The sequence below is a fragment of the Acidovorax sp. FHTAMBA genome (assembly GCF_038958875.1).
Lineage (GTDB): Bacteria > Pseudomonadota > Gammaproteobacteria > Burkholderiales > Burkholderiaceae_C > Acidovorax.
The window spans coordinates 903,774-925,278 of sequence record NZ_CP152407.1 but is presented as its reverse complement, the minus strand read 5'-3'; the positions used below and the strand labels follow the sequence as shown (position 1 = coordinate 925,278).

At 67.1% G+C, this 21,505-nt stretch carries 24 protein-coding genes; 15 read left to right on the top strand and 9 right to left on the bottom strand.

What is annotated here, in order from left to right; all coding sequences use genetic code 11:
* Positions 1 to 91: 91 nt before the first annotated feature.
* Complete coding sequence (locus AAFF19_RS04320; protein WP_182118026.1) at positions 92 to 1,027, top strand: MBL fold metallo-hydrolase; 936 nt, start codon at positions 92 to 94, stop codon at positions 1,025 to 1,027.
* A gap of 55 nt (positions 1,028 to 1,082) precedes the next feature.
* On the opposite strand, the gene AAFF19_RS04315 is transcribed toward AAFF19_RS04320, so the two are convergent.
* Positions 1,083 to 1,682 (bottom strand): DUF4124 domain-containing protein, encoded by a 600-nt coding sequence (locus AAFF19_RS04315; RefSeq protein ID WP_182118025.1) that lies wholly within the window; start codon positions 1,680 to 1,682, stop codon positions 1,083 to 1,085.
* 133 nt (positions 1,683 to 1,815) lie between these two features.
* Positions 1,816 to 3,801: a lytic transglycosylase domain-containing protein gene (locus tag AAFF19_RS04310; RefSeq protein WP_182118024.1), complete on the bottom strand. Its 1,986-nt coding sequence runs from the start codon at positions 3,799 to 3,801 to the stop codon at positions 1,816 to 1,818.
* Between the two features lie 14 nt (positions 3,802 to 3,815).
* Between AAFF19_RS04310 and AAFF19_RS04305 the strand changes: the two genes are divergently transcribed.
* Complete coding sequence (locus AAFF19_RS04305; protein ID WP_008907184.1) at positions 3,816 to 4,388, top strand: 5-formyltetrahydrofolate cyclo-ligase; 573 nt, start codon at positions 3,816 to 3,818, stop codon at positions 4,386 to 4,388.
* A gap of 119 nt (positions 4,389 to 4,507) precedes the next feature.
* On the top strand, positions 4,508 to 5,191 hold the full coding sequence (locus AAFF19_RS04300; protein ID WP_008907183.1) for a glutathione S-transferase family protein: 684 nt from the start codon (positions 4,508 to 4,510) through the stop codon (positions 5,189 to 5,191).
* A gap of 8 nt (positions 5,192 to 5,199) precedes the next feature.
* Here the strand turns inward: AAFF19_RS04300 and AAFF19_RS04295 are convergent, their stop codons facing one another.
* Positions 5,200 to 5,664, bottom strand: a complete 465-nt coding sequence (locus AAFF19_RS04295) for a hypothetical protein (RefSeq protein WP_182118023.1) — start codon at positions 5,662 to 5,664, stop codon at positions 5,200 to 5,202.
* 44 nt (positions 5,665 to 5,708) lie between these two features.
* Between AAFF19_RS04295 and AAFF19_RS04290 the strand changes: the two genes are divergently transcribed.
* Positions 5,709 to 6,959, top strand: a complete 1,251-nt coding sequence (locus tag AAFF19_RS04290; protein WP_034695880.1) for a multifunctional CCA addition/repair protein — start codon at positions 5,709 to 5,711, stop codon at positions 6,957 to 6,959.
* Between the two features lie 43 nt (positions 6,960 to 7,002).
* On the opposite strand, the gene AAFF19_RS04285 is transcribed toward AAFF19_RS04290, so the two are convergent.
* The 3 genes from AAFF19_RS04285 to AAFF19_RS04275 are packed head-to-tail and all read right to left on the bottom strand — an operon-like array spanning position 7,003 to position 9,180.
* Positions 7,003 to 7,854: a MipA/OmpV family protein gene (locus tag AAFF19_RS04285; RefSeq protein ID WP_182118022.1), complete on the bottom strand. Its 852-nt coding sequence runs from the start codon at positions 7,852 to 7,854 to the stop codon at positions 7,003 to 7,005.
* A gap of 53 nt (positions 7,855 to 7,907) precedes the next feature.
* Positions 7,908 to 8,549: a DUF1109 domain-containing protein gene (locus AAFF19_RS04280; RefSeq protein ID WP_182118021.1), complete on the bottom strand. Its 642-nt coding sequence runs from the start codon at positions 8,547 to 8,549 to the stop codon at positions 7,908 to 7,910.
* Positions 8,536 to 9,180, bottom strand: a complete 645-nt coding sequence (locus tag AAFF19_RS04275; protein ID WP_182118020.1) for a sigma-70 family RNA polymerase sigma factor — start codon at positions 9,178 to 9,180, stop codon at positions 8,536 to 8,538. Before AAFF19_RS04275 ends, AAFF19_RS04280 begins: the two co-directional genes overlap by 14 nt.
* A gap of 216 nt (positions 9,181 to 9,396) precedes the next feature.
* On the opposite strand from AAFF19_RS04275, the gene AAFF19_RS04270 reads away from it, so the two are divergent.
* The 4 genes from AAFF19_RS04270 to AAFF19_RS04255 are packed head-to-tail and all read left to right on the top strand — an operon-like array spanning position 9,397 to position 11,793.
* Positions 9,397 to 9,690 carry a DUF2282 domain-containing protein gene (locus AAFF19_RS04270; RefSeq protein ID WP_008907177.1) on the top strand — a complete coding sequence of 98 codons (294 nt, stop codon included), beginning with the start codon at positions 9,397 to 9,399 and terminating at the stop codon, positions 9,688 to 9,690.
* 3 nt (positions 9,691 to 9,693) lie between these two features.
* The gene (locus tag AAFF19_RS04265) at positions 9,694 to 10,545 is read left to right on the top strand and encodes a DUF692 domain-containing protein (protein WP_182118019.1); all 852 of its coding nucleotides are present in this window, start codon (positions 9,694 to 9,696) and stop codon (positions 10,543 to 10,545) included.
* Positions 10,536 to 11,309 carry a DNA-binding domain-containing protein gene (locus AAFF19_RS04260; protein ID WP_182118018.1) on the top strand — a complete coding sequence of 258 codons (774 nt, stop codon included), beginning with the start codon at positions 10,536 to 10,538 and terminating at the stop codon, positions 11,307 to 11,309. Before AAFF19_RS04265 ends, AAFF19_RS04260 begins: the two co-directional genes overlap by 10 nt.
* A 10-nt stretch (positions 11,310 to 11,319) precedes the next feature.
* On the top strand, positions 11,320 to 11,793 hold the full coding sequence (locus AAFF19_RS04255) for a DoxX family protein (RefSeq protein WP_008907174.1): 474 nt from the start codon (positions 11,320 to 11,322) through the stop codon (positions 11,791 to 11,793).
* A gap of 10 nt (positions 11,794 to 11,803) precedes the next feature.
* Here AAFF19_RS04255 and trxC read toward each other — a convergent pair whose 3' ends face one another.
* Positions 11,804 to 12,241: a thioredoxin TrxC gene (trxC, locus tag AAFF19_RS04250; protein ID WP_008907173.1), complete on the bottom strand. Its 438-nt coding sequence runs from the start codon at positions 12,239 to 12,241 to the stop codon at positions 11,804 to 11,806.
* Positions 12,242 to 12,437: 196 nt separating this feature from the next.
* On the opposite strand from trxC, the gene otsB reads away from it, so the two are divergent.
* The 3 genes from otsB to otsA are packed head-to-tail and all read left to right on the top strand — an operon-like array spanning position 12,438 to position 16,431.
* Positions 12,438 to 13,190: a trehalose-phosphatase gene (gene otsB, locus AAFF19_RS04245; protein ID WP_182118017.1), complete on the top strand. Its 753-nt coding sequence runs from the start codon at positions 12,438 to 12,440 to the stop codon at positions 13,188 to 13,190.
* A complete protein-coding gene (locus AAFF19_RS04240) occupies positions 13,187 to 14,992 on the top strand; it encodes a glycoside hydrolase family 15 protein (protein WP_182118016.1) in 1,806 nt (601 codons plus the stop codon). The genes otsB and AAFF19_RS04240 overlap by 4 nt, the downstream gene beginning before the upstream one ends.
* A gap of 59 nt (positions 14,993 to 15,051) precedes the next feature.
* Positions 15,052 to 16,431, top strand: a complete 1,380-nt coding sequence (gene otsA, locus AAFF19_RS04235; protein ID WP_182118015.1) for an alpha,alpha-trehalose-phosphate synthase (UDP-forming) — start codon at positions 15,052 to 15,054, stop codon at positions 16,429 to 16,431.
* Positions 16,432 to 16,463: 32 nt separating this feature from the next.
* Here otsA and AAFF19_RS04230 read toward each other — a convergent pair whose 3' ends face one another.
* Positions 16,464 to 16,658 carry a DUF2905 domain-containing protein gene (locus AAFF19_RS04230; protein ID WP_034695895.1) on the bottom strand — a complete coding sequence of 65 codons (195 nt, stop codon included), beginning with the start codon at positions 16,656 to 16,658 and terminating at the stop codon, positions 16,464 to 16,466.
* An 80-nt stretch (positions 16,659 to 16,738) separates the two neighbouring features.
* Between AAFF19_RS04230 and AAFF19_RS04225 the strand changes: the two genes are divergently transcribed.
* The 3 genes from AAFF19_RS04225 to AAFF19_RS04215 all read left to right on the top strand — a co-directional run bounded on the left by AAFF19_RS04225 (position 16,739) and on the right by AAFF19_RS04215 (position 19,470).
* On the top strand, positions 16,739 to 18,145 hold the full coding sequence (locus AAFF19_RS04225; RefSeq protein WP_182118014.1) for an ethanolamine ammonia-lyase subunit EutB: 1,407 nt from the start codon (positions 16,739 to 16,741) through the stop codon (positions 18,143 to 18,145).
* Positions 18,142 to 18,924: an ethanolamine ammonia-lyase subunit EutC gene (gene eutC, locus AAFF19_RS04220; RefSeq protein WP_342721361.1), complete on the top strand. Its 783-nt coding sequence runs from the start codon at positions 18,142 to 18,144 to the stop codon at positions 18,922 to 18,924. Before AAFF19_RS04225 ends, eutC begins: the two co-directional genes overlap by 4 nt.
* A 90-nt stretch (positions 18,925 to 19,014) precedes the next feature.
* Positions 19,015 to 19,470, top strand: a complete 456-nt coding sequence (locus AAFF19_RS04215) for a GFA family protein (RefSeq protein ID WP_342721360.1) — start codon at positions 19,015 to 19,017, stop codon at positions 19,468 to 19,470.
* A gap of 109 nt (positions 19,471 to 19,579) precedes the next feature.
* Here AAFF19_RS04215 and AAFF19_RS04210 read toward each other — a convergent pair whose 3' ends face one another.
* Entirely contained in the window at positions 19,580 to 20,698 is a 1,119-nt protein-coding gene (locus AAFF19_RS04210) for an SAM-dependent methyltransferase (RefSeq protein WP_342721828.1), read from the bottom strand.
* A 15-nt stretch (positions 20,699 to 20,713) separates the two neighbouring features.
* Here AAFF19_RS04210 and AAFF19_RS04205 point away from each other — a divergent pair, with 15 nt between their 5' ends.
* A complete protein-coding gene (locus AAFF19_RS04205; protein WP_342721359.1) occupies positions 20,714 to 21,499 on the top strand; it encodes an SDR family oxidoreductase in 786 nt (261 codons plus the stop codon).
* Positions 21,500 to 21,505: the final 6 nt, after the last annotated feature.

Sequence of the window (21,505 nt, the reverse complement as noted above, 5' to 3'; positions counted from 1 at the left end):
GGCTTGGGCACCCCGGCGCGTGGGGTACGCTGGCGCGTTACCGCACGCCGTGGCGCCCTGCCGCTGCAATGACCACGCCCCCATGCCGCCCATGCCCCTCACTCCCGCCCCTCACGCGCTTCTTCCCCCTGCCATCACCGTCCTGGAACGCGGCTGGCTGTCGGCTAACAACATCCTCTTCATCGGCCAGCACGACACCGCACTGGTGGACACCGGCTACTGCAGCCATGCGGAGCAGACCGTGGCGCTGGTGCAGGATGCGCTCGGCGGGCGGGCGCTGGACCGGTTGCTCAACACCCACCTGCACAGCGACCACTGCGGAGGCAACGCCGCACTGCAACGTGCATGGCCTGCCGTGCACACGGCCATCCCCCCCGGCCAGGCCACCCACGTGCGCCAGTGGGACGCCTATGCGCTGAGCTACACCCCCACCGGCCAAGAATGCCCGCAGTTCCGGTTTGAGGCGGTGCTGGAGCCGGGCTCCAGCGTGCTGCTGGGCGATACCACGTGGCAGGTGCATGCTGCGCCCGGCCACGACCCCCATTCGGTGGTGTTGTTCGAGCCCCGGGACCGCATCCTGATCTCGGCCGACGCACTGTGGGAAAACGGTTTTGGCGTGGTGTTTCCCGAGCTGGAGGGTGACGATGCGTTTGCCGAAGTCGCCGCCACGCTGGACGTGATCGAAAAGCTCTCGCCCCGGGTGGTCATCCCCGGCCACGGCCCCGTGTTTGCCGACGCCCCGCGCGCCATTGACGGGGCGCGACGGCGCCTGGACGGTTTCGTGCGCAACCCCGGCAAACACGCACTGTATGCCGCCAAGGTGCTGCTCAAGTACAAGCTGCTCGAATGGCAGCAGATCCGCATGGAAGACCTCACAGCCTGGGCGCAGGCCACGCCCTACTTCGGCATGCTGCGCGAAACCCATTTCGGCGGTCAGGCCGAAGGCGAATGGCTCGCCCATCTGGCCGATGAACTGGTGCGCGCTGGGGCGGCGGTGCGGCAGGGGGAGATGCTGCACAACGTGTGATGGGGCTGTGCGGGGTGTGGGGCGGCTTTGGCCACACAGCGACCCCAAACCCCGATCAATGCTTGAACTGCTTGTCGCAACCCGTGACGTGGTTGTTGCTGCTGGACATGCACTGGTAAAACGACTTCTTGTTCCCCGCCGCCCCCTGGCAGTCCGAAACGCTGTACTTGCCCTTGGCCTCGCGGATCTTGGGGGCCGCCTTGTCGAAGTCGGCCTGCGCCATGTAGCCGTCGCGCACGTTCTTCTGGCCCACTTCCAGCATCAGGTCGGCCTGGTATTGGATGTTGTCCACAGCCGCGGTGCAGTTCAGCGGCACCTGCTTGCTGTCCACCTTGCCCAGAGAATCCTTGAGGGCCTTGCCGAACTCCGCCACGTCCTTGGGAACCTTCTTGGTGCCGTCGGGGTTGTATTCCTGTTGGGCACGGGCGCTGGCGCTGCCCTTGCCGGCCGCACCCGCGCCGCCGCTGGTACCGTTGCTGCCTTGCAGCTTGAGGGGCGCGGCGTCCGGCTTGGCGGGCGGTGGCTGTGATCCGTAGTGGGTCTTGCCGTTCTCGTCCACCCATTTGTAGACCGGCTGCGCCTGGGCAGCCCCGCAGGTCGCCCACAGCATGAGTCCGATGGCCGCAGCAGCCACCATCTCTTTGCGCTTTGTCATCCCTCTCCTCCCAAAAAATCACAATCAAATCAGGCTTCAGCGCTTATCGACCAAGCGCTGACAGCTCTAATATTTATAGCAAAACCGTTATTCTTCCATTCACCGCCTGCCCCAGTCTTCGGCAACCCCTGCGTCAAGGCAGGTCCTTGTTCACCTCGGGCGCGGCCGCATCACGCGGGCCGATGGTACCGAGGCGTGTCTTGAGCGACTGCGGCTGGCCGGTGAGCATGGCCGCGTAGTTGGTGGTGTTGGACAGCACCTTCTTCACGTAGTCGCGCGTTTCGGCAAAGGGCACGTTCTCGGCCCAGATGGCGGCATCCAGCACGGGGCCGTTGCGCCAGCTGCGCGGGCGGCCGGGGCCGGCGTTGTAGGCCGCGGCGGCCATGGGCATGGAGCCCGCAAAATCATCCAGCGCCAGCTTGAGGTAGGCCGTGCCGATGGCGATGTTGGTGTCGCGGTCGTTGATCTGGTCGGCGGTGAAGTTGGTCATGCCGATCTTGCGGGCCGTCCAGCGCGCCGTGGCGGGCATGACCTGCATGAGGCCCGATGCGCCGACGTGCGAGCGCGCATCCATGATGAAGCGGCTTTCCTGGCGGATCAGGCCGTACACGTAGGCCGGGTCCAGGCCGATGGCGTTGGCACGCTCCACCACCGCGCTGCGAAACGGCGTGGGAAAGCGCTGCGCGACATCGACGACGCTCTTGGTGCGTTCGCTGGTGTTGATGCAGCGGTCCCACACCTCGCGCTGGCAGGCGAAGTCGGCGGCGGCCAGCAGCTCGCGGTCGCCCATGCCGCCGCTTTGGTGCAGGTTGGTGGTGTAGTTCCATTCGCGCACACCTTCGCCACGCAGCCCGAGCAGGATGGCGTACAGGCCACGGTTGAGGCCCGGGTTGGCGCGGGCTGCGGCCTTTTCCTCGGCCGTCAGCGGCGCGGGTGCGGGCGGTGTGGTGATGCGCTGGCCCAGTTCCTCCAGCGCCAGCTGTTCGTAAAAACCGCGGGTGCTGGCAATGCCTTCCAGCAGCTGGCGCGCCTCGGTGCGGTCCGCCTCGCTGGGCTTGCCCGCTAGCAGCGCGCGCGCCTTCCAGTACACCCAGGTGCTGTCCTGGCGGGCCTCGTCGCTCATGGCGTCCACGGCATTGCTCACCGTTTTCCATTGGCCGGCGCGCAAGGCGGCGCGCACCTTCCAGCCCAGCAAGTCGTCGTTGAGGTGGCTGCTGCGCGTCACGTTGGAGAAATAGCCGTGCGCGCTGCCCGCCAGCTTCTGCGCGGCAGATTTGCCAATCACGCCCCAGGCCCAGTTGCGCTCTTCGGCAGAGAGGTATTCGCTCCACTTGCTGTCGAGCTGGTGGGCGGCGCCATCGGGGTCGCCCCCAGCCAGCCGGATGAGGGCTAGCAACACCAGCTCCTGGCGCACCCGGCCACCGGCTGTGGAGCGCGAAGACAGGTATTTGCTGGGCGCGTCCAGCGCCTCCTTGAGCTGCCCCAGCGCCTCGGGCGCCACGATCTCCACCGCCGCCCGCACCGCGCGCGGGCGGTTGGCTTCGGCGCCCAGCCGGGCCTTGCGCCAGACATCCAGCGCCGAGAGCTTCTTGTAGCTGTAGAACTCGCTGGCCGCGTGCGTGCAGCCGTCGTCGGCATCGCGCTGCGCGTACCAGTTGCGGCGCACTTCGTCGGCTGCCGTGGCAGGCGCCGTGCCCTTGATCTGGTCGATCAGCAGGGCGTAACAGCGCACCTCGCGGTCGTCCGACATGCGAAAGTGGGGGTGCTGTTCGGCAAACTGCGACCAGTCGCGCCGCTGGCCCAGCAGCAGCAGCCAGTCGTTGCGCAGGCGGTCTTCCTGGTAGCTGCCTGCGTAGCGCTGCAAAAACGACTGGATTTCGGCCGGCTGTGCCTCGCCCAGGCGCGCCTTGAGCTCCCAGTAAGCCGCCCAGGGCTCCAGCGCATGCCCGCGTGCGGCGGGCAGCAGCTGCGCCAGCTTGCTGCGGTCGCCCTTGCGGAACGCCTGGTGCATCTCCAGCAGGGTCTCGTCACCACGGTTTTGCGCCATGACAAAGGGCGCGGTGGCGGCCAGCACGGTAGCGGCCACAAGGGGTGTCAGAATCGCTCTGAGAAATTGCATGGGGGAATTATCTGATGGACAAAGCAGCCCTTCGGCGCGCATTGATTGAAGAACGCCTCAACCTGCCCGACCGCCTGCAGCGATCCGACCTGTTGCAGCAGGTGATGCGCATCTGGCTGGTGAACCGGCCGGATACGGTGATCGGCGCCTACTGGCCCATCAAGGGCGAGTTCGACCCCCTGCCCGCCCTGCACCGCTGGAAGGAAGACGGCGAGCTGCTGGACGAACCCCAGCTGCGCCGCATCGGCCTGCCCGTGGTCAACAAGCAGCACAAGACGCTCACCTTCCACGCCTGGTACCCCGGCTGCCCCATGGAAGAAGACGCCTACGGCATCCCCAAGCCCAAGGACACCGAGGTCATCGTGCCCACGCTGCTGTTTGTGCCCTGCGTGGGCTACGCGCCGGGCGGCTACCGGCTGGGCTACGGTGGTGGCTTTTACGACCGCACCCTGGCCACGCTGCAGCCGCAGCCTTTTACCGTGGGTCTTGGTTTCACGCATGGCTATCTGGACGACTTTGAGCCCGAAGAGTTCGATCTTCCGCTCGATGCCATCCTGAACGACAACGGCGTGGTCTGGCCGGTCTGACCACCGGCCCGGTGGCCGGTGATGCCTGCTGCGCATCATTCAGGCCGATTTTTGGCATCGCGGCTGCGCCCGGTAGCCGCTAGCATGGCGGGCTGATCTCTTCACTTCAGAGGCCCACCATGCTCAAGCTTTATATCGGCAACAAGAACTACTCGTCCTGGTCCATGCGCCCCTGGGTGCTGCTCAAGCAGGCCGGCATCGTGTTTGAGGAAGTGCGCGTTCGCTTCGACAGCTTTGACGCCAACTCGGAGTTCAAGCGCACGATGGGACCCGTGAGCCCCACGGGCAAGGTGCCGGTGCTGGTGGATGGTGACCTGGTGGTGTGGGACACGCTGGCGATTGCCGAATACGTGGCCGAAACCCACCCCGACAAGAAGCTCTGGCCTGCAGACGCCAAGGCACGCGCGCGCGCACGCAGCGTCTGCGCCGAGATGCACAGCGGCTTCACCGCCCTGCGCAGCCACTGCCCCATGAACATCGAGGCCCACCTGCCCGACACGGGCGCGCTGATCTGGCGCGACCAGGCCGGCGTGCGCGCCGACGTGCAGCGCCTGGTGGACATGTGGAGCGCGCTGCTGCAAGAGCACGGCGGCCCCCTGCTGTTTGGCGAATTCACCGTGGCCGACGCCTACTTTGCCCCCGTGTGCATGCGCCTGCACACCTACGCACTGCCTGTGCCCGCCGCTATCAAAGACTATGTGGACCGCGTGCGCGCCCTGCCGGGCGTGCAGGCCTGGGTCGACGAGGCCCTGGCCGAGAAGGACTTTCTGGCCTTTGAAGAGCCCTACCGCCTGCGGCGCTGAAGGGCCCGCTAGCGGAACTGCTTGCGCAAAAACGGCTTGTGCCGTGCGATGTGCGCCAGCTGGGCGGGGGCGATGGTGCCGCCCAGGTCTTCGTCCTCGGTGTTGAGCACCTGGTTGGCATAGGCCAGCGCACGGGCCACCACCTCTTCTTCGCTCACGCCCTGCGTGGCGGCCAGGTCCAGCGCCACGCGGCGCATGGCGCGCTGCGACAGCATCCACATGGCGCCGAACGAATCCCATGCGGCCGCCATCTCCTTGAACTTGTCGTGCTCGGCCAGGATGTCGTTGAGCGGCTTGGCCAGGATCTCCTGCAGGTCATCCACCTTGGCTTTCAAGGCTTCGAGCTGCGCCTCGCGCTGCAGGGCCTCGGCGGCGGCGTTGGCGGCCGCGTCGGGCGGCGTGGGCACGGGCATGCTGCCGTCGGGGTTGAGCTGGGTGATGGTGAGGTCGGAAAGTTCAGACGATGGAGGCATGGTGGGTTGAATATACGGCGCGGCGCAGGTTCTAAACTCGCTCCATGCAAATCTACATGGTGGGCGGCGCCGTCCGCGACAAGCTGCTGGGCCGGCCGGTGAATGACCACGACTGGGTGGTGGTGGGTGCCACGCCCGAGCAGATGCTGGAGCTGGGCTACCTGCCCGTGGGCCGAGACTTCCCGGTGTTTCTGCACCCCGAAACGCGCGAGGAATACGCGCTGGCACGCACCGAGCGCAAGAGCGGGCGGGGCTACCGGGGCTTTGTGGTGGAAAGCTCGCCCGACGTGACGCTGGAAGAAGACCTTTCCCGCCGCGACCTCACTATCAATGCAATAGCTACTAGCGCTTATGGGACAAGCGCTGGAGGCATTTTTGACCCATATTCTGGCGCCAAAGACATCGAGGCGCGGGTGCTGCGCCATGTGACCGACTCGTTCCGCGAAGACCCGGTGCGCATCCTGCGCGTGGCGCGGTTTGCGGCGCGGTTCACTGATTTCACCGTGGCGCCAGAAACGATGCAGCTGATGCGCGAGATGGTGGCGCATGGCGAGGTGGACCACCTGGTGCCCGAGCGCGTGTGGCAGGAGCTGGCGCGCGGGCTGATGGAAGAAAAACCGTCGCGCATGTTCGAGGTGCTGCGCGCGTGCGGCGCGCTGCAGGTGCTGTTGCCCGAAGTGGCGCGCCTGTGGGGCGTGCCCCAGCGGGCCGAATACCACCCCGAGGTGGACACCGGCGTGCACCTGATGATGGTGCTGGACATGTCCGCCCGGCTGCAGGCGCCGCTCACGGTGCGCTTCGCATGCCTGGTGCACGATCTGGGCAAGGGCACCACGCCCGCGCACGTGTTGCCGCGCCACATCGGCCACGAAGAGCGCAGCGCCAGGCTGCTCAGGACACTTGCCGAACGGCTGCGTGTACCCGTGGACTGCCGCGAGACGGCCGATGTGGTGGCGCGCGAGCACGGCAACATCCACCGCAGCGGCGAGCTTTCGGCCGCTGCGCTGGTGCGCCTGCTGGAGCGCTGCGACGCCATACGCAAGCCAGAGCGGTTTGCCGAGATTCTGCTGGCGTGCGAGTGCGACGCACGCGGGCGGCTGGGGTTTGACGAGGCCGCCTACCCGCAGCGCCAGCGCCTGGCCGCCGTGCTGCAGGCCGCACAGTCGGTTGTCACGCGCGACATTGCTGCGCGGGCGGCAGCCCAGGGCCTCACCGGGCCCAAGGTGGGTGCGCTGATCCACCAGGCGCGGGTGGATGCGGTGGCGCACTGGCTGCGTGAAGCGGCGCCCGAGTGACCTCCCCTCCGGGCGCGCAGACCCCGGTTACCCGCAGACGCCCTCAGAATGCGTATGCCACCGCCAAAACGCCGTTGACCCCGGCGCGGTCGCGCACGATGGGGCTGCGGGCGGCATCGCCCTGCAGCCGGCTGTACGACAGCGCGGCCGTGGCCGATGCGCGCGGCGTGATGGCGTAGGTGGCAGATACGGACACCCGCACATCCCGCACACCGGCACCGGCTGTGTAAACGCCTCGGCCGCTGCGGGTAGCCTGGACGGCATCGACGCCAAAGTAGGACTGCGTGTAGGCCGCGTTGGCCCAGGTAGTGGCTACGCCCGCGCCCACGCGCCATGCGGGTGCTACCTGCGCGGTGAGGCCCGCCCCAAGGTCCAGCAGCAGGCCATCGCGCCCCTGCCCCGCGCCGTAGCGCAGCGATGAGGTCAGAAAGGTGTGGGCCGTGGGTTGCAGGTTGTAAAACGCACCGATTTCCGGGCGGGCATCCACGTCCCCCAGGCCCCGCAACACCGCCGAGCGGCTCTCGTCGCGGCCGAAGTCTGCCGTCAGGCGCACACCATATTGCACACCGGCCTGCCGCGAAAAGTTGTAGCCCACGCCGTTGGTGGTACCCGCAAACCAGCCGCTGGCCCAGCGGTAGTCAATGGCAGGGTAGGCGCGCGTGCGGCGCTCGTCCGAGCCCATGTACTGATGCCCGGCTACCACAGCCAGCCCCAAGGTTCCACCATCGCGGTCGGCCGCTGCGCCGTACAGGCGCACCGCGTCAAAGGCCTGGGCATGGGCGCCAGACGCCATCACCGCCCCCAGTGCGGTGACGGTCAGCAGGGCTGCAATACGAACTGCAGAAGGGTAAATGGCAAGGACGGCAGGGCGCCTGAAGAAGTACAGGGAAAACACCGCAAGAGCACTTGGTCCTGCGCGATACCTCTGCACAGCGGCGAAGGGCGCAGCTACCAGCGCAGCAGGTGCGGCGCCAGCAATGCCCCCAGCGCCGTCGGAATCGCCATGCCCGCCAGGTACCACACCGCCAGGAACGGGGCGGCCATCTCGGGGCAATGCAGGGCGTACACCAGCGCACCCAGCGCACCTGCCAGCAAGCCGGCGCCGGCGCCCGCCCACGCCAGGCGCGTGGGCGCGGCGCCCCGGAGAGCCCAGAAGCTCGCCACAAACGCTGGCACCGACAGCGCCGCGATGCTGAACGGACAGGTGCGCCAGGTGCTTCCCAGGATGAGCGGCATGCGCTCTGCAGCCGACACCTGCGACAACGCCCACAAGGCCATGCCCCACAGCACCAGCGGCGGCATGGCCAGCCACAGCGCCGCGTGCCCCACCGCCATGCCCGGGCGGGCCATGCGGCGCAGCAGCGCCAGCCCGGCAGCAGCCAGCGCAGCCGCAAACACCAGCTTGCCCCAGAACATGGGCAGCGCCATGGTCGCCAGCAAACCGGGGCGCAGGCCGAACAGGGCCAGCATCAACACCCCGGCACCGGCCATGCCCGCCAGCGTGGCCACCAAAAACCGCTGCTCTATCGCGTTGCGCTGCACTGGCCGGTCATCGGCGACCAGCAGGTGGATCAATTCATCGGTTTTCATGCCATTCCTCCTGGGACTTGCGCAATTCAGGCTGCAACGACGAGCCTTTGGATGCACCTGTCGATTCGCTTGAACCCTGTTTTGCGTAAGTCATGTCTCTGATCCTGCCGGCCAAGGCCTTCAGCCCCCGGTGCACGCCGACTTTGACGGCTGACTCCGACAGCCCCGTGAGGCGCGCCGTCTCAACCACCGACAAACCTTCCAGCTTCACATACTCAATCGGCAGGCGCTGCTTGTCGGGCAGCGTGCGCAACAGTTGCCCCAGGTCCCGCCGGGCTTCGGCGGCCTCGCTGTCGCTGCTGGCAAACAACTCGTCGGCATCGTCCAGCGGGTCGTTGCGCCCTTCTTTCACTGCGTGCGAGCGCAGCCAGTCGATGAGCTTGTAGCGCGCAATGGCATGCGCCCAGGCCGTCACCGGCATGTCGGGCCGGTAGGTGTGGCGCTGGTTGTGCACCGCCAGCAGCGTTTCCTGCACCAGGTCTTCCACTTCATCGGGCCGCTGCGCAAGGCGGCGGCGCATGAAGGCGCGCAGGTGGGCACTCAGCTCTTTCAAAAAGCGCTGGTAGGCGGCTGCGTCGGTATCCAGCCCCTGCAGCAACAAGCCTCGCAGGCGCTCTTCCACACTCTCCATGGTGTCTCCCTGAAGGCAATTCGGATGCCGGGACCGATGGGTTACAGGCCATGCAAAAAAACTTTGGCGGCATGTCGCCACGCATTTTTTTTGCGCAGTGCTGTAACCCGCCTGCTGCGCAGCCCGAATTACAACGCAGATCGGGTATTTCAACGCGGCCACTGCGCAGCACCCCGGTCGGATTCAACCCTTGTCCAACCCTCGGAGAAACGTACCATGTCCACTCGCACCCTCAGCCTCGGCGCCCTGGCCCTCGCAGCCCTGACCTCTGGCGCCGCCATGGCCCAAACCAACGCAGCCCCCATGGACGGCGCCAAGCCCGCCATGGAGAAGTGCTACGGCGTCTCGATGGCGGGCAAGAACGACTGCGCCGCAGGCCCCGGCACCACCTGCGCAGGCACCTCCAAGATGGACTACCAGGGCAACGCCTGGAAGTATGTGCCCGCAGGCACTTGCGCCACCATCAAGACCCCCAAGGGCATGGGCTCGCTGACACCCGCCAAGGCCTGATCCATGGCCCAGTGCTCTCTCACCGCCGGCCTGGGCCTCAAGCCCCAGCACTATGCCGAGGCGCTGCACTGCACCGCCCCGGGGCTGTGGTGGGAGGTGCACCCTGAAAACTACCTGGCCGATGGCGGCCCCCGCGTGGCTTGGCTGGAGGCCATCCGCGCGCGCCACTCCGTGGCACTGCACGGCGTGTCGTTGTCGCTTGCAGCCGATTCGCCGCCCGACGAGGCTCACCTGGCGCGGCTGGCCGCCCTTGGAAGGCGGGTGGAGCCCGTCATCATTTCAGAACACCTGGCCTGGTCCAGCTGGCGCGGGCAGTACCTGCCCGACCTGCTGCCGTTTCCGCGCACGCAGGCTGCCTTGCAACGCATCGCAGACAACATCGCCCGCACACAGGACGTGCTGCAACGCCCCATCGCCATCGAGAACCCCACGCACTACCTGCACATCGACGGCCACGACTGGCTGGAGACCGACTTCCTTGCAGAACTCGTGCGGCGCACCGGCTGCGCCCTGCTGCTGGACGTGAACAACGTGTACGTCAGCGCCAACAACCTGGGCTTTGACGCGCACGCCTACCTCCATGCGTTCCCCCTGCGCGCCGTGGCCGAAATCCACCTGGCAGGCCACCATGCCGACCCGGTGCATGGCCATGCCCTGCTGATCGACAGCCACGATGTGCCCATCGCCCCCGGGGTATGGGCGCTGTACGCGCAGGTGATCGCTCGCACCGGCCCCGTGCCCACCCTCGTCGAGCGGGACGACCAGCTGCCCGCCTTCTGCGAACTGCTGGCAGAGCGCGACCAGGCCCACAGCGCGCTCACAGCGACGCAGCCCGAGGAGGCCCCATGCAGCTGAGCGCCTTCCAGGACGACTTCTCTGCCGCGTTGCTCGGCCGTGCTGCGCAAGCACCGTGGCTGTCTGCGCTGGAATGCCAACCGGGCTTTGCCGTGTACCGCAACACCGCGCTCAAAGGCTGCATCGATGCGCTGCAGGCCAACTACCCCACGGTGTGCCAGCTGGTGGGCGAAGAGTGGCTCCGCGCCGCTGCGGGGGTGTTTGCCCGCGCCCGGCCGCCACTTGACGGCCTGCTGGTGGACTACGGCGCGGGGTTTGCCGACTTTCTGACCGGGTTTGCACCGGCGGCCGAGCTGCCCTACCTGAGTGCCGTGGCGCGCCTGGACCGCTGCTGGACCGAATGCCATCTGGCGGCAGACGCTACCGCCCATACCCCCACACTTGGCCGCGACTGGCTGGCACAGCAGACGCCCGACACATTGCCCCTGATGCGACTGCGCCCCCACCCCGCCACGCGCTGGGCCTGGAGCGACGAACATCCTGCGTACACCCTGTGGCAAAGCCACCGTGACGGCCTGACACCCAAAGAGCCGCTGGAGTGGACTGGCGATGGCGCCTTGCTCACCCGGCCCCATGCAGAAGTGGTGTGGCACCCCCTGTCGCGCGCTGGAGTGGCTTTTCTGGACGCCTGCGCCCAGGGTCACGCGCTGGAGGCCGCCGCCACTTCGGCGCTGGGTGTCGAACCCACCACAGACTTTGCGGCGCTGATCAACACCTTGCTGGACGCAGGCGCATTGATACCCACCGATTCACGACCATGCTGAGGAGCCCTTCATGACCACCCGCACACACGTGCCCGCTGTACCTCCCAAGGGCCCTCGCGGGCTGGGCGCGCGCCTGGCCGACACCGCCACATGGCTTACCCCGCACAGCCTGCTGGCGCTGGTCAACCGGGTGGCCATCGCAGGCATCTTCTGGATGTCGGCCCGCACCAAGGTCGATGGCTGGTTCACCATCTCCGACAGCGCCTACATGCTGTTCCGCGAGGAATACAGGCTGCCCCTGCTGCCGCCCGATCTGGCGGCGCAGATGGCCACCGTGGCCGAGCATGTGTTTCCGGTGCTGCTGGTGCTGGGCCTGTTCACCCGCCTGTCTGCCCTGGCCTTGCTGGGCATGACACTGATCATCCAGGTGTTTGTCTACCCCGATGCGTGGGCCACCCATCTGTCATGGGCAGGGCTGATGCTGTACCTGGTGGGGCGCGGCGCAGGCAGCGTGTCGGCGGACCGCGTGCTGGGAATCCGCTGACCGCTGCGCATCAACCTGCGGTGGTACGCACCCAGCGCACGATGTCTGCAGCCCCCAGCGCGCCGGAAATGCGCGCCACCTCGCGTCCCTGCTGGAACAGGATCATGGTCGGAATACTGCTGATGGCATAGCGCGCCGCGATGGCCTGCTGGTCTTCGGTATTGAGCTTGGCCAGGCGCACACGGGGCTCCAGCTCGCGGGCCGCCTGCGCAAACGCAGGCGCCATCTGGCGGCAGGGTCCGCACCACGGAGCCCAGAAGTCCACCAGCACCGGGATGTGACTGCGCGCCACGTGTTTGTCAAAGCTGGTGGCATCAAGCTCCAGCGGCGCGCCAGCAAAGAGGTGCTGGTGGCACTTGCCGCAATCAGGCGCGCTGCCCAGGTCGGCACTCTGCACGCGATTGGTGGTGTGGCAATGGGGGCAGACAATGTGCAGTGCTTCGGTCATGGGCGGTAATCAGAAACGGGGGTGACAGGCACCCGGTGGTTTGCAGATGGCACCGCGCTCCCTGAATTTCAAGGCGTGACGCACCCCGCAATGAACCCTGGTGGGCCGGTGCCTTCCCCCAGCCAGCACGCCATCCACCGCGAGGAAACACCCTTGCCCCGCAGTCAGTTTCGCCGTGTCTGCTAAGGTTTGGCCCATGCAGCTGCTCCCACAATTGACAACGGCGCATGCGCTTTTCCTGGATTTCGACGGCACGCTCACCGAGCTGGCGCCCCGCCCTGAGGCGGTGCGCGTCGCCTCGGGGCTGGTTCCCACACTGTCATCGTTGCATGCCCACCTGGGCGGCGCGCTGGCCATCGTGACGGGCCGGCCCGAGGCCGATATTGACGGATTTCTGGCGCCTCTGCGCTTGCCGCTGGCCAGTGAGCACGGCGCGCAATACCGCCTTGCCGACATCTCGCTGCCTGCGATTTCACCGCCCGACCTGGCGCCCGTTCTGCAGGCCGCCCACGCCCTCGCGGCACGCCACCCGGGGTTGCTGGTAGAGCACAAGCGGGTGAGCGTGGCCCTGCACTACCGCCAGGCCCAGCATCTGGAGGCCCTGTGCCACGATGCGCTGGCAAGTGCCATGCAGCACGTGGAGGGCGTAGAGCTTTTGCGCGGCAAGTGCGTGTTCGAGGTGAAGCCACGCGGCGTACACAAAGGCCGGGCCATCACCGATTTCATGACCCAGACGCCGTTCGCAGGGCGCATCCCGGTGTTCGTGGGCGACGACGTCACCGACGAGGCGGGCTTTGCCGCCGTGCAGGCGCTGGGCGGCTGGGGCATCAAGGTGGGTGAGGGCCCGACCATGGCGCAACACCGTTGCATGACGCCCGCCGCATTGCGGGGCTGGCTCTCGGCCGCGCGCACCCACTGGAACCCACCGCAACCGGAGCGAAACCGATGAATACCGCCGCCCACGACCCCCAAGCGGGCTCGCTCAACCTCGGGATGATCGGCAACTGCGCCATCAGTGCACTGATTGACGACCACGCCCGCATGGTGTGGTGCTGCCTGCCCCGTTTTGACGGCGACCCGGTGTTCAACGCCCTGCTGCAGCCTGGCGAAGAAGGCAGCCACTTCGCCATCGAACTCGAAGACCTGGCCTCGGCCCACCAGTGGTACGAGCCCAACACCGCCATCCTGCGCACGCAGCTGTTCGACAAGGCGGGCCACGGCATCGAGATCACCGACTTTGCGCCGCGCTTTTACAGCCGCTCGCGCTACTTCCGGCCCATGACGCTGGTGCGCCGGGTGCGCCCCATCCAGGGTGCGCCGCGCATCCGCGTGGCGCTCAAGGTGCGCTACGACTGGGGCCAGACCACGCCCGGGATCACGCGCGGCAGCAACCACATCCGCTATGTGGGCGGGAGCATGACGCTGCGCCTGTCCACCGATGCGCCGGTGTCGCATGTGCTGTCGGGCCAGGCATTTGTGCTCACGCGCGAACACAACTTCTTGCTGGGCGCCGACGAGACGCTGGTGGACGGCATTGCCGACACCGCCCGCCACTTCGAGCAGGAGACCACGGCCTACTGGCGCAGCTGGAGCCGCGCGCTGGCCATTCCGCTGGAGTGGCAGGAGGCCGTGATCCGCGCAGCCATCACGCTCAAGCTGTCGCTGTACGAAGACACCGGCGCCATCGTGGCCGCCATGACGACCAGCATCCCCGAGTCCGCCCACAGCGGCCGCAACTGGGACTACCGCTACTGCTGGCTGCGCGATGCGTTCTTTGTGGTGCGCGCGCTCAACAGCATCTCCGAGGTGGGCACCATGGAGGACTACCTGCGCTGGCTGAGCAACGTGGTGGTCGAAGGCGGCGGCGGCCATATCCAGCCGCTCTTTGGCATTGGGCTGGAGAAAGACCTGCCCGAAAGTTTCGTACCCCAGCTGGCGGGCTACCGGGGCATGGGCCCGGTGCGCGTGGGCAACCAGGCGGCCGAGCATTTTCAGCACGACGTGTACGGCAACATCGTGCTGGGCGCGGCCCAGGCCTTCCACGACCACCGCCTGCTGCACCGCGCGGGCCTGGCCGAATTCAAGCGGCTGGAACAGGTGGGCGACAACGCCGTGCGCGTGTACGGCCAGCCCGATGCGGGCATGTGGGAGCTGCGCACGCGCGCCCGGGTGCACACCTCCTCGGCCCTGATGAGCTGGGCCGCCTGCGACCGCCTGGCCAAGATCGCCGCCACGCTGCAGCTGGCCGACCGCGCCAGCCACTGGCAGCAACATGCCGACCGCATGCGCACCGAGATCCTCGACCAATCGTGGTGCGAAGAACGCCAGGCGTTTGCCGAGAGCTTTGGCGGGCACGAGCTGGATGCCAGTGTGCTGCTGATGGCCGAGGTGGGACTCATCGACCCCAAAGACCCGCGCTTTGTGAGCACCGTGGAGGCCATGGAGAAAAGCCTGTGCGATGGCCCCTACATGCGCCGCTACGAGGCGGCCGACGACTTCGGCAAGCCCGAAACGGCCTTCAACATCTGCACTTTCTGGCGCATCGACGCGCTGGCGCGCATTGGCCGCAAGGCCGAGGCGCGGGCCATCTTCGAGACCATGCTGGCCGCCCGCAACCCGCTGGGCCTGCTGTCGGAAGACACGCACCCCGACACCCGCGAGATGTGGGGCAACTTCCCGCAGACCTATTCCATGGTGGGCGTGATCAACGCTGCCGTGCGCCTGTCGGCGCCCTGGGACAGCGTGATTTGAGCGCGATTTGCGGCGGCGTCCGACACCGCGGCACGCCTTGTTACAAGGATGATCGAAGGATGAGCAGACTTGTCGTGATCTCCAACCGTGTCGCAGACCCCCGCAAACCCGCCGCTGGTGGTCTTGCGGTGGCACTGGGCGAGGCCCTCAACCAGACGGGAGGCCTGTGGTTTGGATGGAGCGGCACCGTGGTGGAAGAAGGTACCCCGGGTGAGGGCGAGTTGCACACCCGCAACGCCGGCGCCGTCACCCTAGCCACTGTGGACCTGTGCCGCGAAGACCACGACAGCTACTACCACGGCTACAGCAACAGCGTGCTGTGGCCGGTGTTCCATTACCGGCTGGACCTTGCCGACTTCAACGCCAGCTACATCGCGGGCTACCGGCGCGTGAACCAGATGTTTGCGCGCAAGCTGCTGCCGCTGCTGCGCGACGACGATGTGATCTGGGTGCACGACTACCACCTGATCCCGCTGGCCGCCGAGCTGCGCGCCATGGGCTGCAAACAGCGCATCGGGTTCTTCCTGCACATTCCCATGCCGCCGCCGCTCATCATGGCGGCCATCCCGCAACACGAGTGGCTGATGCGCTCATTGTTTGCCTACGACCTGGTGGGCCTGCAGAGCGAGGCCGATGTGGCGCACTTCAAGCGCTATGTGCGCAACGAGGGCAGCGCCGAGGAGGTGGACGACAAGCGGGTGCGTGCGTTTGGCGCCACGGTGGCGGTGCAGGCCTTTCCCATCGGCATCGATGTGGATGAGTTCACGCGCCTGACTGCCGCGCCCGACGCGGTGGAAACCTTCGAGAAGATGCGCGGCGAATACTCGCGGCGGCGCCTCCTGCTCGGCATCGACCGGCTCGACTACTCCAAGGGCATCCCGCACCGCGTGCGCGCGTTTCGCGAGCTGCTGGACCGCTACCCCGAGAACCGCAACAGCGCCACACTCATCATGATCGCCTCGCCCACACGGGACGACGTGCACGCGTATGCCGACCTGCGCCAGGAGCTTGAAGGGCTGTGCGGATCTGTCAACGGCGACTATGGCGAGCTCGACTGGATGCCCGTGCGCTACATCCACCGCATGGTCGCGCGCAAACGCGTGCCCGGCCTGTGCCGCGCGGCATCGGTGGGGCTGGTGACGCCGCTGCGCGACGGCATGAACCTGGTGGCCAAGGAATACGTGGTGGCACAGGACGCGGACGACCCCGGCGTGCTGGTGCTGTCGCGCTTTGCGGGTGCGGCCGAGCAGCTCAAGGAAGCGCTGCTGGTCAACCCCTACGATACGCAGGGCATGGCCGACACCATCCAGCTGGCGCTGCAAATGCCGCTGGTGGAGCGGCAGGCGCGTCACCAGAAACTCATGGCGCGTATCCGCCAGCACGACGTGCACTGGTGGCGCAAGACCTTTCTGAGCGCCCTGCAAAATTCAGAGGAATAACAGGCGGGCAGGTACCATGCTGCGGGCGGGGTTCAAAGCCACTTCACCAGAAGGCTGAGGACGAAGCTCAGTAGCAGCGTGGACGCCACCGGCACATCCCAGTCGCGCCCCAGCCAGCGAAACCGCAGATCTCCCGGCAGGCGCCCAAACCCCATGCGCCGTAAAAAGGGCGACAGCCAGCTGATCAGCATCAGGGCCAGGAAGATGACGAGGAACCAGCGGATCATGGTGGGCCAAGTGTAGGTGCAGGCGTGTGCCGCCCCCCAGAGCAGGACCACCGCTACCATGGCAGTTGCGAGGAGGATCCATGGACTGCTCCAGCCGTTACCAGCACACCGCCGCCGGCCACCGCTGGCAGTTTGCTGACCTGCGCGACCTGATGGCCAAGGCGACGCCGCTGCGATCGGGCGATGCACTGGCGGGCCTGGCTGCCGCCAGCGCGGTGGAGCGTATGGCCGCCCGCATGGCGCTGGCCGAGGTGCCACTCACGACCTTCCTGAACGAGGCGCTGGTCCCGTATGAACGCGACGAGGTCACGCGCCTCATCCTCGACACGCACGATGCCGCTGCATTCGCACCCATTGCGCACCTCACTGTCGGCGACTTTCGCAATTGGCTGCTGGCGCACGAAACCGACAGCGCCACCCTCGCCGCCGTGGCGCCCGGCATCACGCCCGAGATGGCCGCCGCCGTGAGCAAGCTCATGCGCAACCAGGACCTGATCGCCGTGGCGCGCAAGTCCCGCGTGGTTACGCGGTTTCGCAACACCATTGGCCTGCCCGGCCACCTGGCCGTTCGGCTGCAGCCCAACCACCCCACAGACGATTTGCGTGGCATCGCGGCCTCGATGATCGACGGGCTGCTGTATGGCGCGGGCGATGCGGTGATCGGCGTGAACCCGGCGACGGACAGCATCACCGCGCTGACCGAGCTGGTTCACATGCTGAACGACGTGATAGAGCGGCTCGGCATTCCCACGCAGTCTTGCGTGCTCACGCATGTGACCAACACCCTCCAGATGATCGAGCAGGGCGCGCCTGTGGACCTGGTGTTCCAGTCGATTGCGGGTACCGAAGCGGCCAACGCGGGCTTTGGCATTTCGCTCGCACTGCTGCAGGAAGCACGCGATGCGGCGCTGTCGCTGCGCCGTGGAACCCTGGGCAACAACGTGATGTATTTTGAAACCGGCCAGGGCAGCGCCCTGTCGGCCAACGCACACCACGGCGTAGACCAGCAGACCTGCGAGGCGCGGGCGTACGGTGTGGCCCGGGCGTTCTCGCCGTTGCTGACCAACACGGTGGTCGGCTTTATCGGCCCCGAGTACCTGTACGACGGCAAACAGATCATTCGGGCGGGCCTGGAAGACCATTTCTGCGGCAAGCTGCTGGGTGTGCCGCTGGGCTGCGATGTTTGCTACACCAACCACGCCGAGGCCGACTCGGACGACATGGACACGCTGATGACGCTGCTGGGCACGGCGGGCCTGACCTTCATGATGGGCGTGCCGGGGGCGGACGACATCATGCTCAACTACCAGAGCACGTCGTTTCATGATGCCCTGTACCTGCGCGAGGTGCTGGGCCTGCGGTGTGCGCCCGAGTTCGATGCCTGGCTGCAGCGCATGCAGATCACGGATGCTGGCGGGCGGTTGTTGCCGGCCAACGCACACCACCCCGCGCTGGCGCAGATGCGGCAACTGAGGTTTGGCGCATGACATACGACCATGCACCACATGGCATGCGACCCGACCCCTGGGACGACCTGCGCGCCCACACCCAGGCACGCGTGGCGCTGGGGCGCGCGGGCGCAGCGCTGCCCACGGCCGAGCTGCTGCGCTTTGGGTTGGCGCATGCGCAGGCGCGCGATGCCGTGCACGTGCCGCTGGACGCACCAGCGTTGGCCACCCAACTCCAGGCCCTGGGCAACGCCACGCGCCTGGTACACAGCGCCGCGCCAGACCGCGCCACCTATTTGCTGCGCCCCGACCTGGGCCGGCGCCTGTCCGACGCGGACGCGCAGGCATTGCGGGACGAAGCGGGCGACGGCGCTGAGACCGTAGATCTGCTGGTGGTGGTGGCCGACGGCCTTTCGTCCCTGGCCGTGGCGCGACACGCGCCGCCGCTGATCGACGCGATTCGCCAGCAAGCGCCCGCGCCTTGGACACTGGGGCCGGTGGTGATCGCCCAGCAGGCGCGCGTGGCGCTGGGCGACGAGGTGGGCGCGCTGCTCGGAGCACGCCTGGTGGCGGTGTTGATCGGCGAGCGGCCGGGACTGAGCTCGCCCGATAGCCTGGGCATCTACCTGACCTGGCACCCGCAGGTGGGCCGCCACGACGCTGAACGCAATTGCATCTCCAACGTGCGGCGCGAGGGCCTGGCGCCCCCCGCCGCGGCGGCGCGGCTGTGGTGGCTGTGCCAGGAGGCGCGGCGCCTGCAGCTCACGGGGATACAGCTCAAGGACCGCAGCGATGCACTGGCCATCAATAGCTCATAGCCATGCCAAACATGTCATCGAAACCTGGCCGGTAGCACGGGACGCTGTCCGCTGGCGCCATGGCAATCCACCCATGAAAATCCGCTCGTTATGACCGAAAAATCTCCAGACGACCGTCCCGTCCACCAAGCGGCATGCCACTGTGGGACCGTCCGATTCACTCTGCGATTGGCCGATGGCCTGCGGACCGCGCGACGGTGCAACTGCTCCTATTGCAGCATGCGCGGGGCGGTGGCGGTCTCTGCGGACTTGAACGACATCCACGTGACCCAGGGGCAAGAAGCTCTCGCGCTCTACCAGTTCAACACGGGCGAGGCCAAACACTACTTCTGCGCGAAGTGCGGCATCTACACCTTCCACCAGCGCCGCTCCAACCATCACCAGTACGGAGTCAATGTCGCGTGCATCGAGGGCATGAGCCCTTTCGATTTTGCAGAGGTTCCGGTTTCCGAAGGCCGAAGCCACCCCAAGGACCGTGCCGACGGCGCTTCAATCACCGCGGGCTGGTCGCGCTATGAAGCCAACCCTCTGGCGCCGGACATCTGAAACGCCCTCATGCAGATGCGCAGCCCCCAGCCGGGCTCACACCCCCTCTTGGCGTCCTGAAGCTCGAAAAGGCTTGCGGGCGATGGGGCGGCCCGGCCTGCAGCACGCATCACAACCGGTGCGACCGGTCCCCGTGCACAAACCCCATCGGCTCCCAGGGCTCGCCGGCGCCCACGGCCAGCACCTTGAACAGCTCGCCCATCTCGTGCTCCATGATCAATTTGGCCGCTGTCGCCCGCCCCTCTTGCGGCAATAGCTCCATTTTTGATAGCAATCCGCAGTTGATGAGGAAATGCGCCTGCGTGGTGTAGCCCAGCACATTCAGGCCCGCCTCCTGCGCGGCCAGCGCCATGGCGGTGAAGTTGACGTGGGCGGTGATGTCCTTGCGCCCCACCGCCACCAGCGGGTCGCCATCGGCCAGGTGCCCCTGGTGGCACATCACGGTGCCCATGTGGCGCTGGGGGTGGTAGTACTCGTCTTCGCCAAAACCGTAGTCCAGCAGGAAGGCCGCCCCGCGCGTGAGCCGGTCGGCCAGCATGCGCATGAAGCCTTCGCCCTGGGCGTGGATCTCGGTCAGGTAGTCCTGCGGGCCTTCGATGTCCACGGGTGGGCGCAGGTCAGTGGGGCGGTCGGCCCAGGCAAAGCTGCCGTCCTCCGCCACCACCACACCGCGCTCGTGCCATACCCCGCCTTGCTGGCCGCCGTGGCGCGACAGCAGCTGCACGGGCATGGCATCGAGCACCTCGTTGCCCACCACCACCCCGCTGAACTTTTCGGGCAGCGCATCCACCCAGCGCAGCTTGTGGGCATGCGCCACCAGCCTGGTCTGCTGGCGCGCGCGCAGGCTGCTAGACAGGTCAACGATGGTGTAGCGCTGCACCTGGTCGCCCAGGGTATCGAGCAGCTGCAGGGCCAGCGCGCCCGAGCCCGCGCCAAACTCCCACACCTCGTCGGTCCCGGTCTGCGCCAGGGCTTCTCCCACCTGCACGGCCAGCGTCTGGCCGAACAGGGGAGTCATCTCGGGCGCGGTCACAAAGTCGCTGCCGGACCCGGGCATGGCGCCGAATTTGGTGGAGTCGTTGGCGTAGTAGCCCAGGCCGGGCGTGTACAGGGCCAAGGCCATGAAGCGGTCAAAACCCAGCCATCCGCCCTCGGCGGCAATGGCCTGGGTGATGTGCTGGTGCATGGCGGTCGTTAAACTGTCGGGTCTTTGGGTCACGGCCCGCATTGTCTCCCAGCCCACATGCCAACTCCCTCCCACCCACGCACCGTTCTGGTCACAGGCGCTGCCAAGCGCCTGGGCCGCAGCATTGCGCTGGCCCTGGCGGCGGGTGGCTGGCAGGTGGCGGTGCACTACCGATCGTCCGAGCAGGATGCTATCGATACGGTAGCTGCTTGCGCACAACTGACAAGCGCTAGCGCCCATTTTGATGCTGATTTTGAGAATGAGGCCGCCGTGCGCGCCCTGCTGCCCCGCGTGGTGGCGCACTTTGGCCGTCTGGATGCGGTGGTCAACAGCGCCTCGTTGTTCGAGCATGACAACGCCGCCACCTTTGGTTTTGCCGCGCTCGAAAAGCACCTGCGCAGCAACACCGCCGCGCCGGTGCTGCTGGCGCAGGCGCTGCACCAGCATGTGGCCGACCGCGTGGCTGCCGGCGAGGCCGACGCGCAGGGCGCCGTGGTCAACCTGCTGGACCAGAAGCTCTGGAACCAGAACCCCGACTTCATGAGCTACACGCTCTCCAAGGCGGCGCTGGAGGCCGCCGGCACCATGCTGGCCATGGCCCTCGCGCCGCGCGTGCGAGTGGTGGGCGTGGCGCCCGGCCTCACGTTGACCAGCCACATGCTCAGCGACGAAAAGTTCGCGCAGCTGCACGCGCTCTCCCCGCTGGGCCGCTCGTCCACCGCCGAGGACGTGGCCGCTACGGTCAAATTCGCGCTGGAGAACCGCTCCATCACAGGCACCACGCTGCTGGTCGATGGCGGCCAGCACCTGATGAAGTTTGACCGCGATTTTTCGTTGATGTGAACGCCC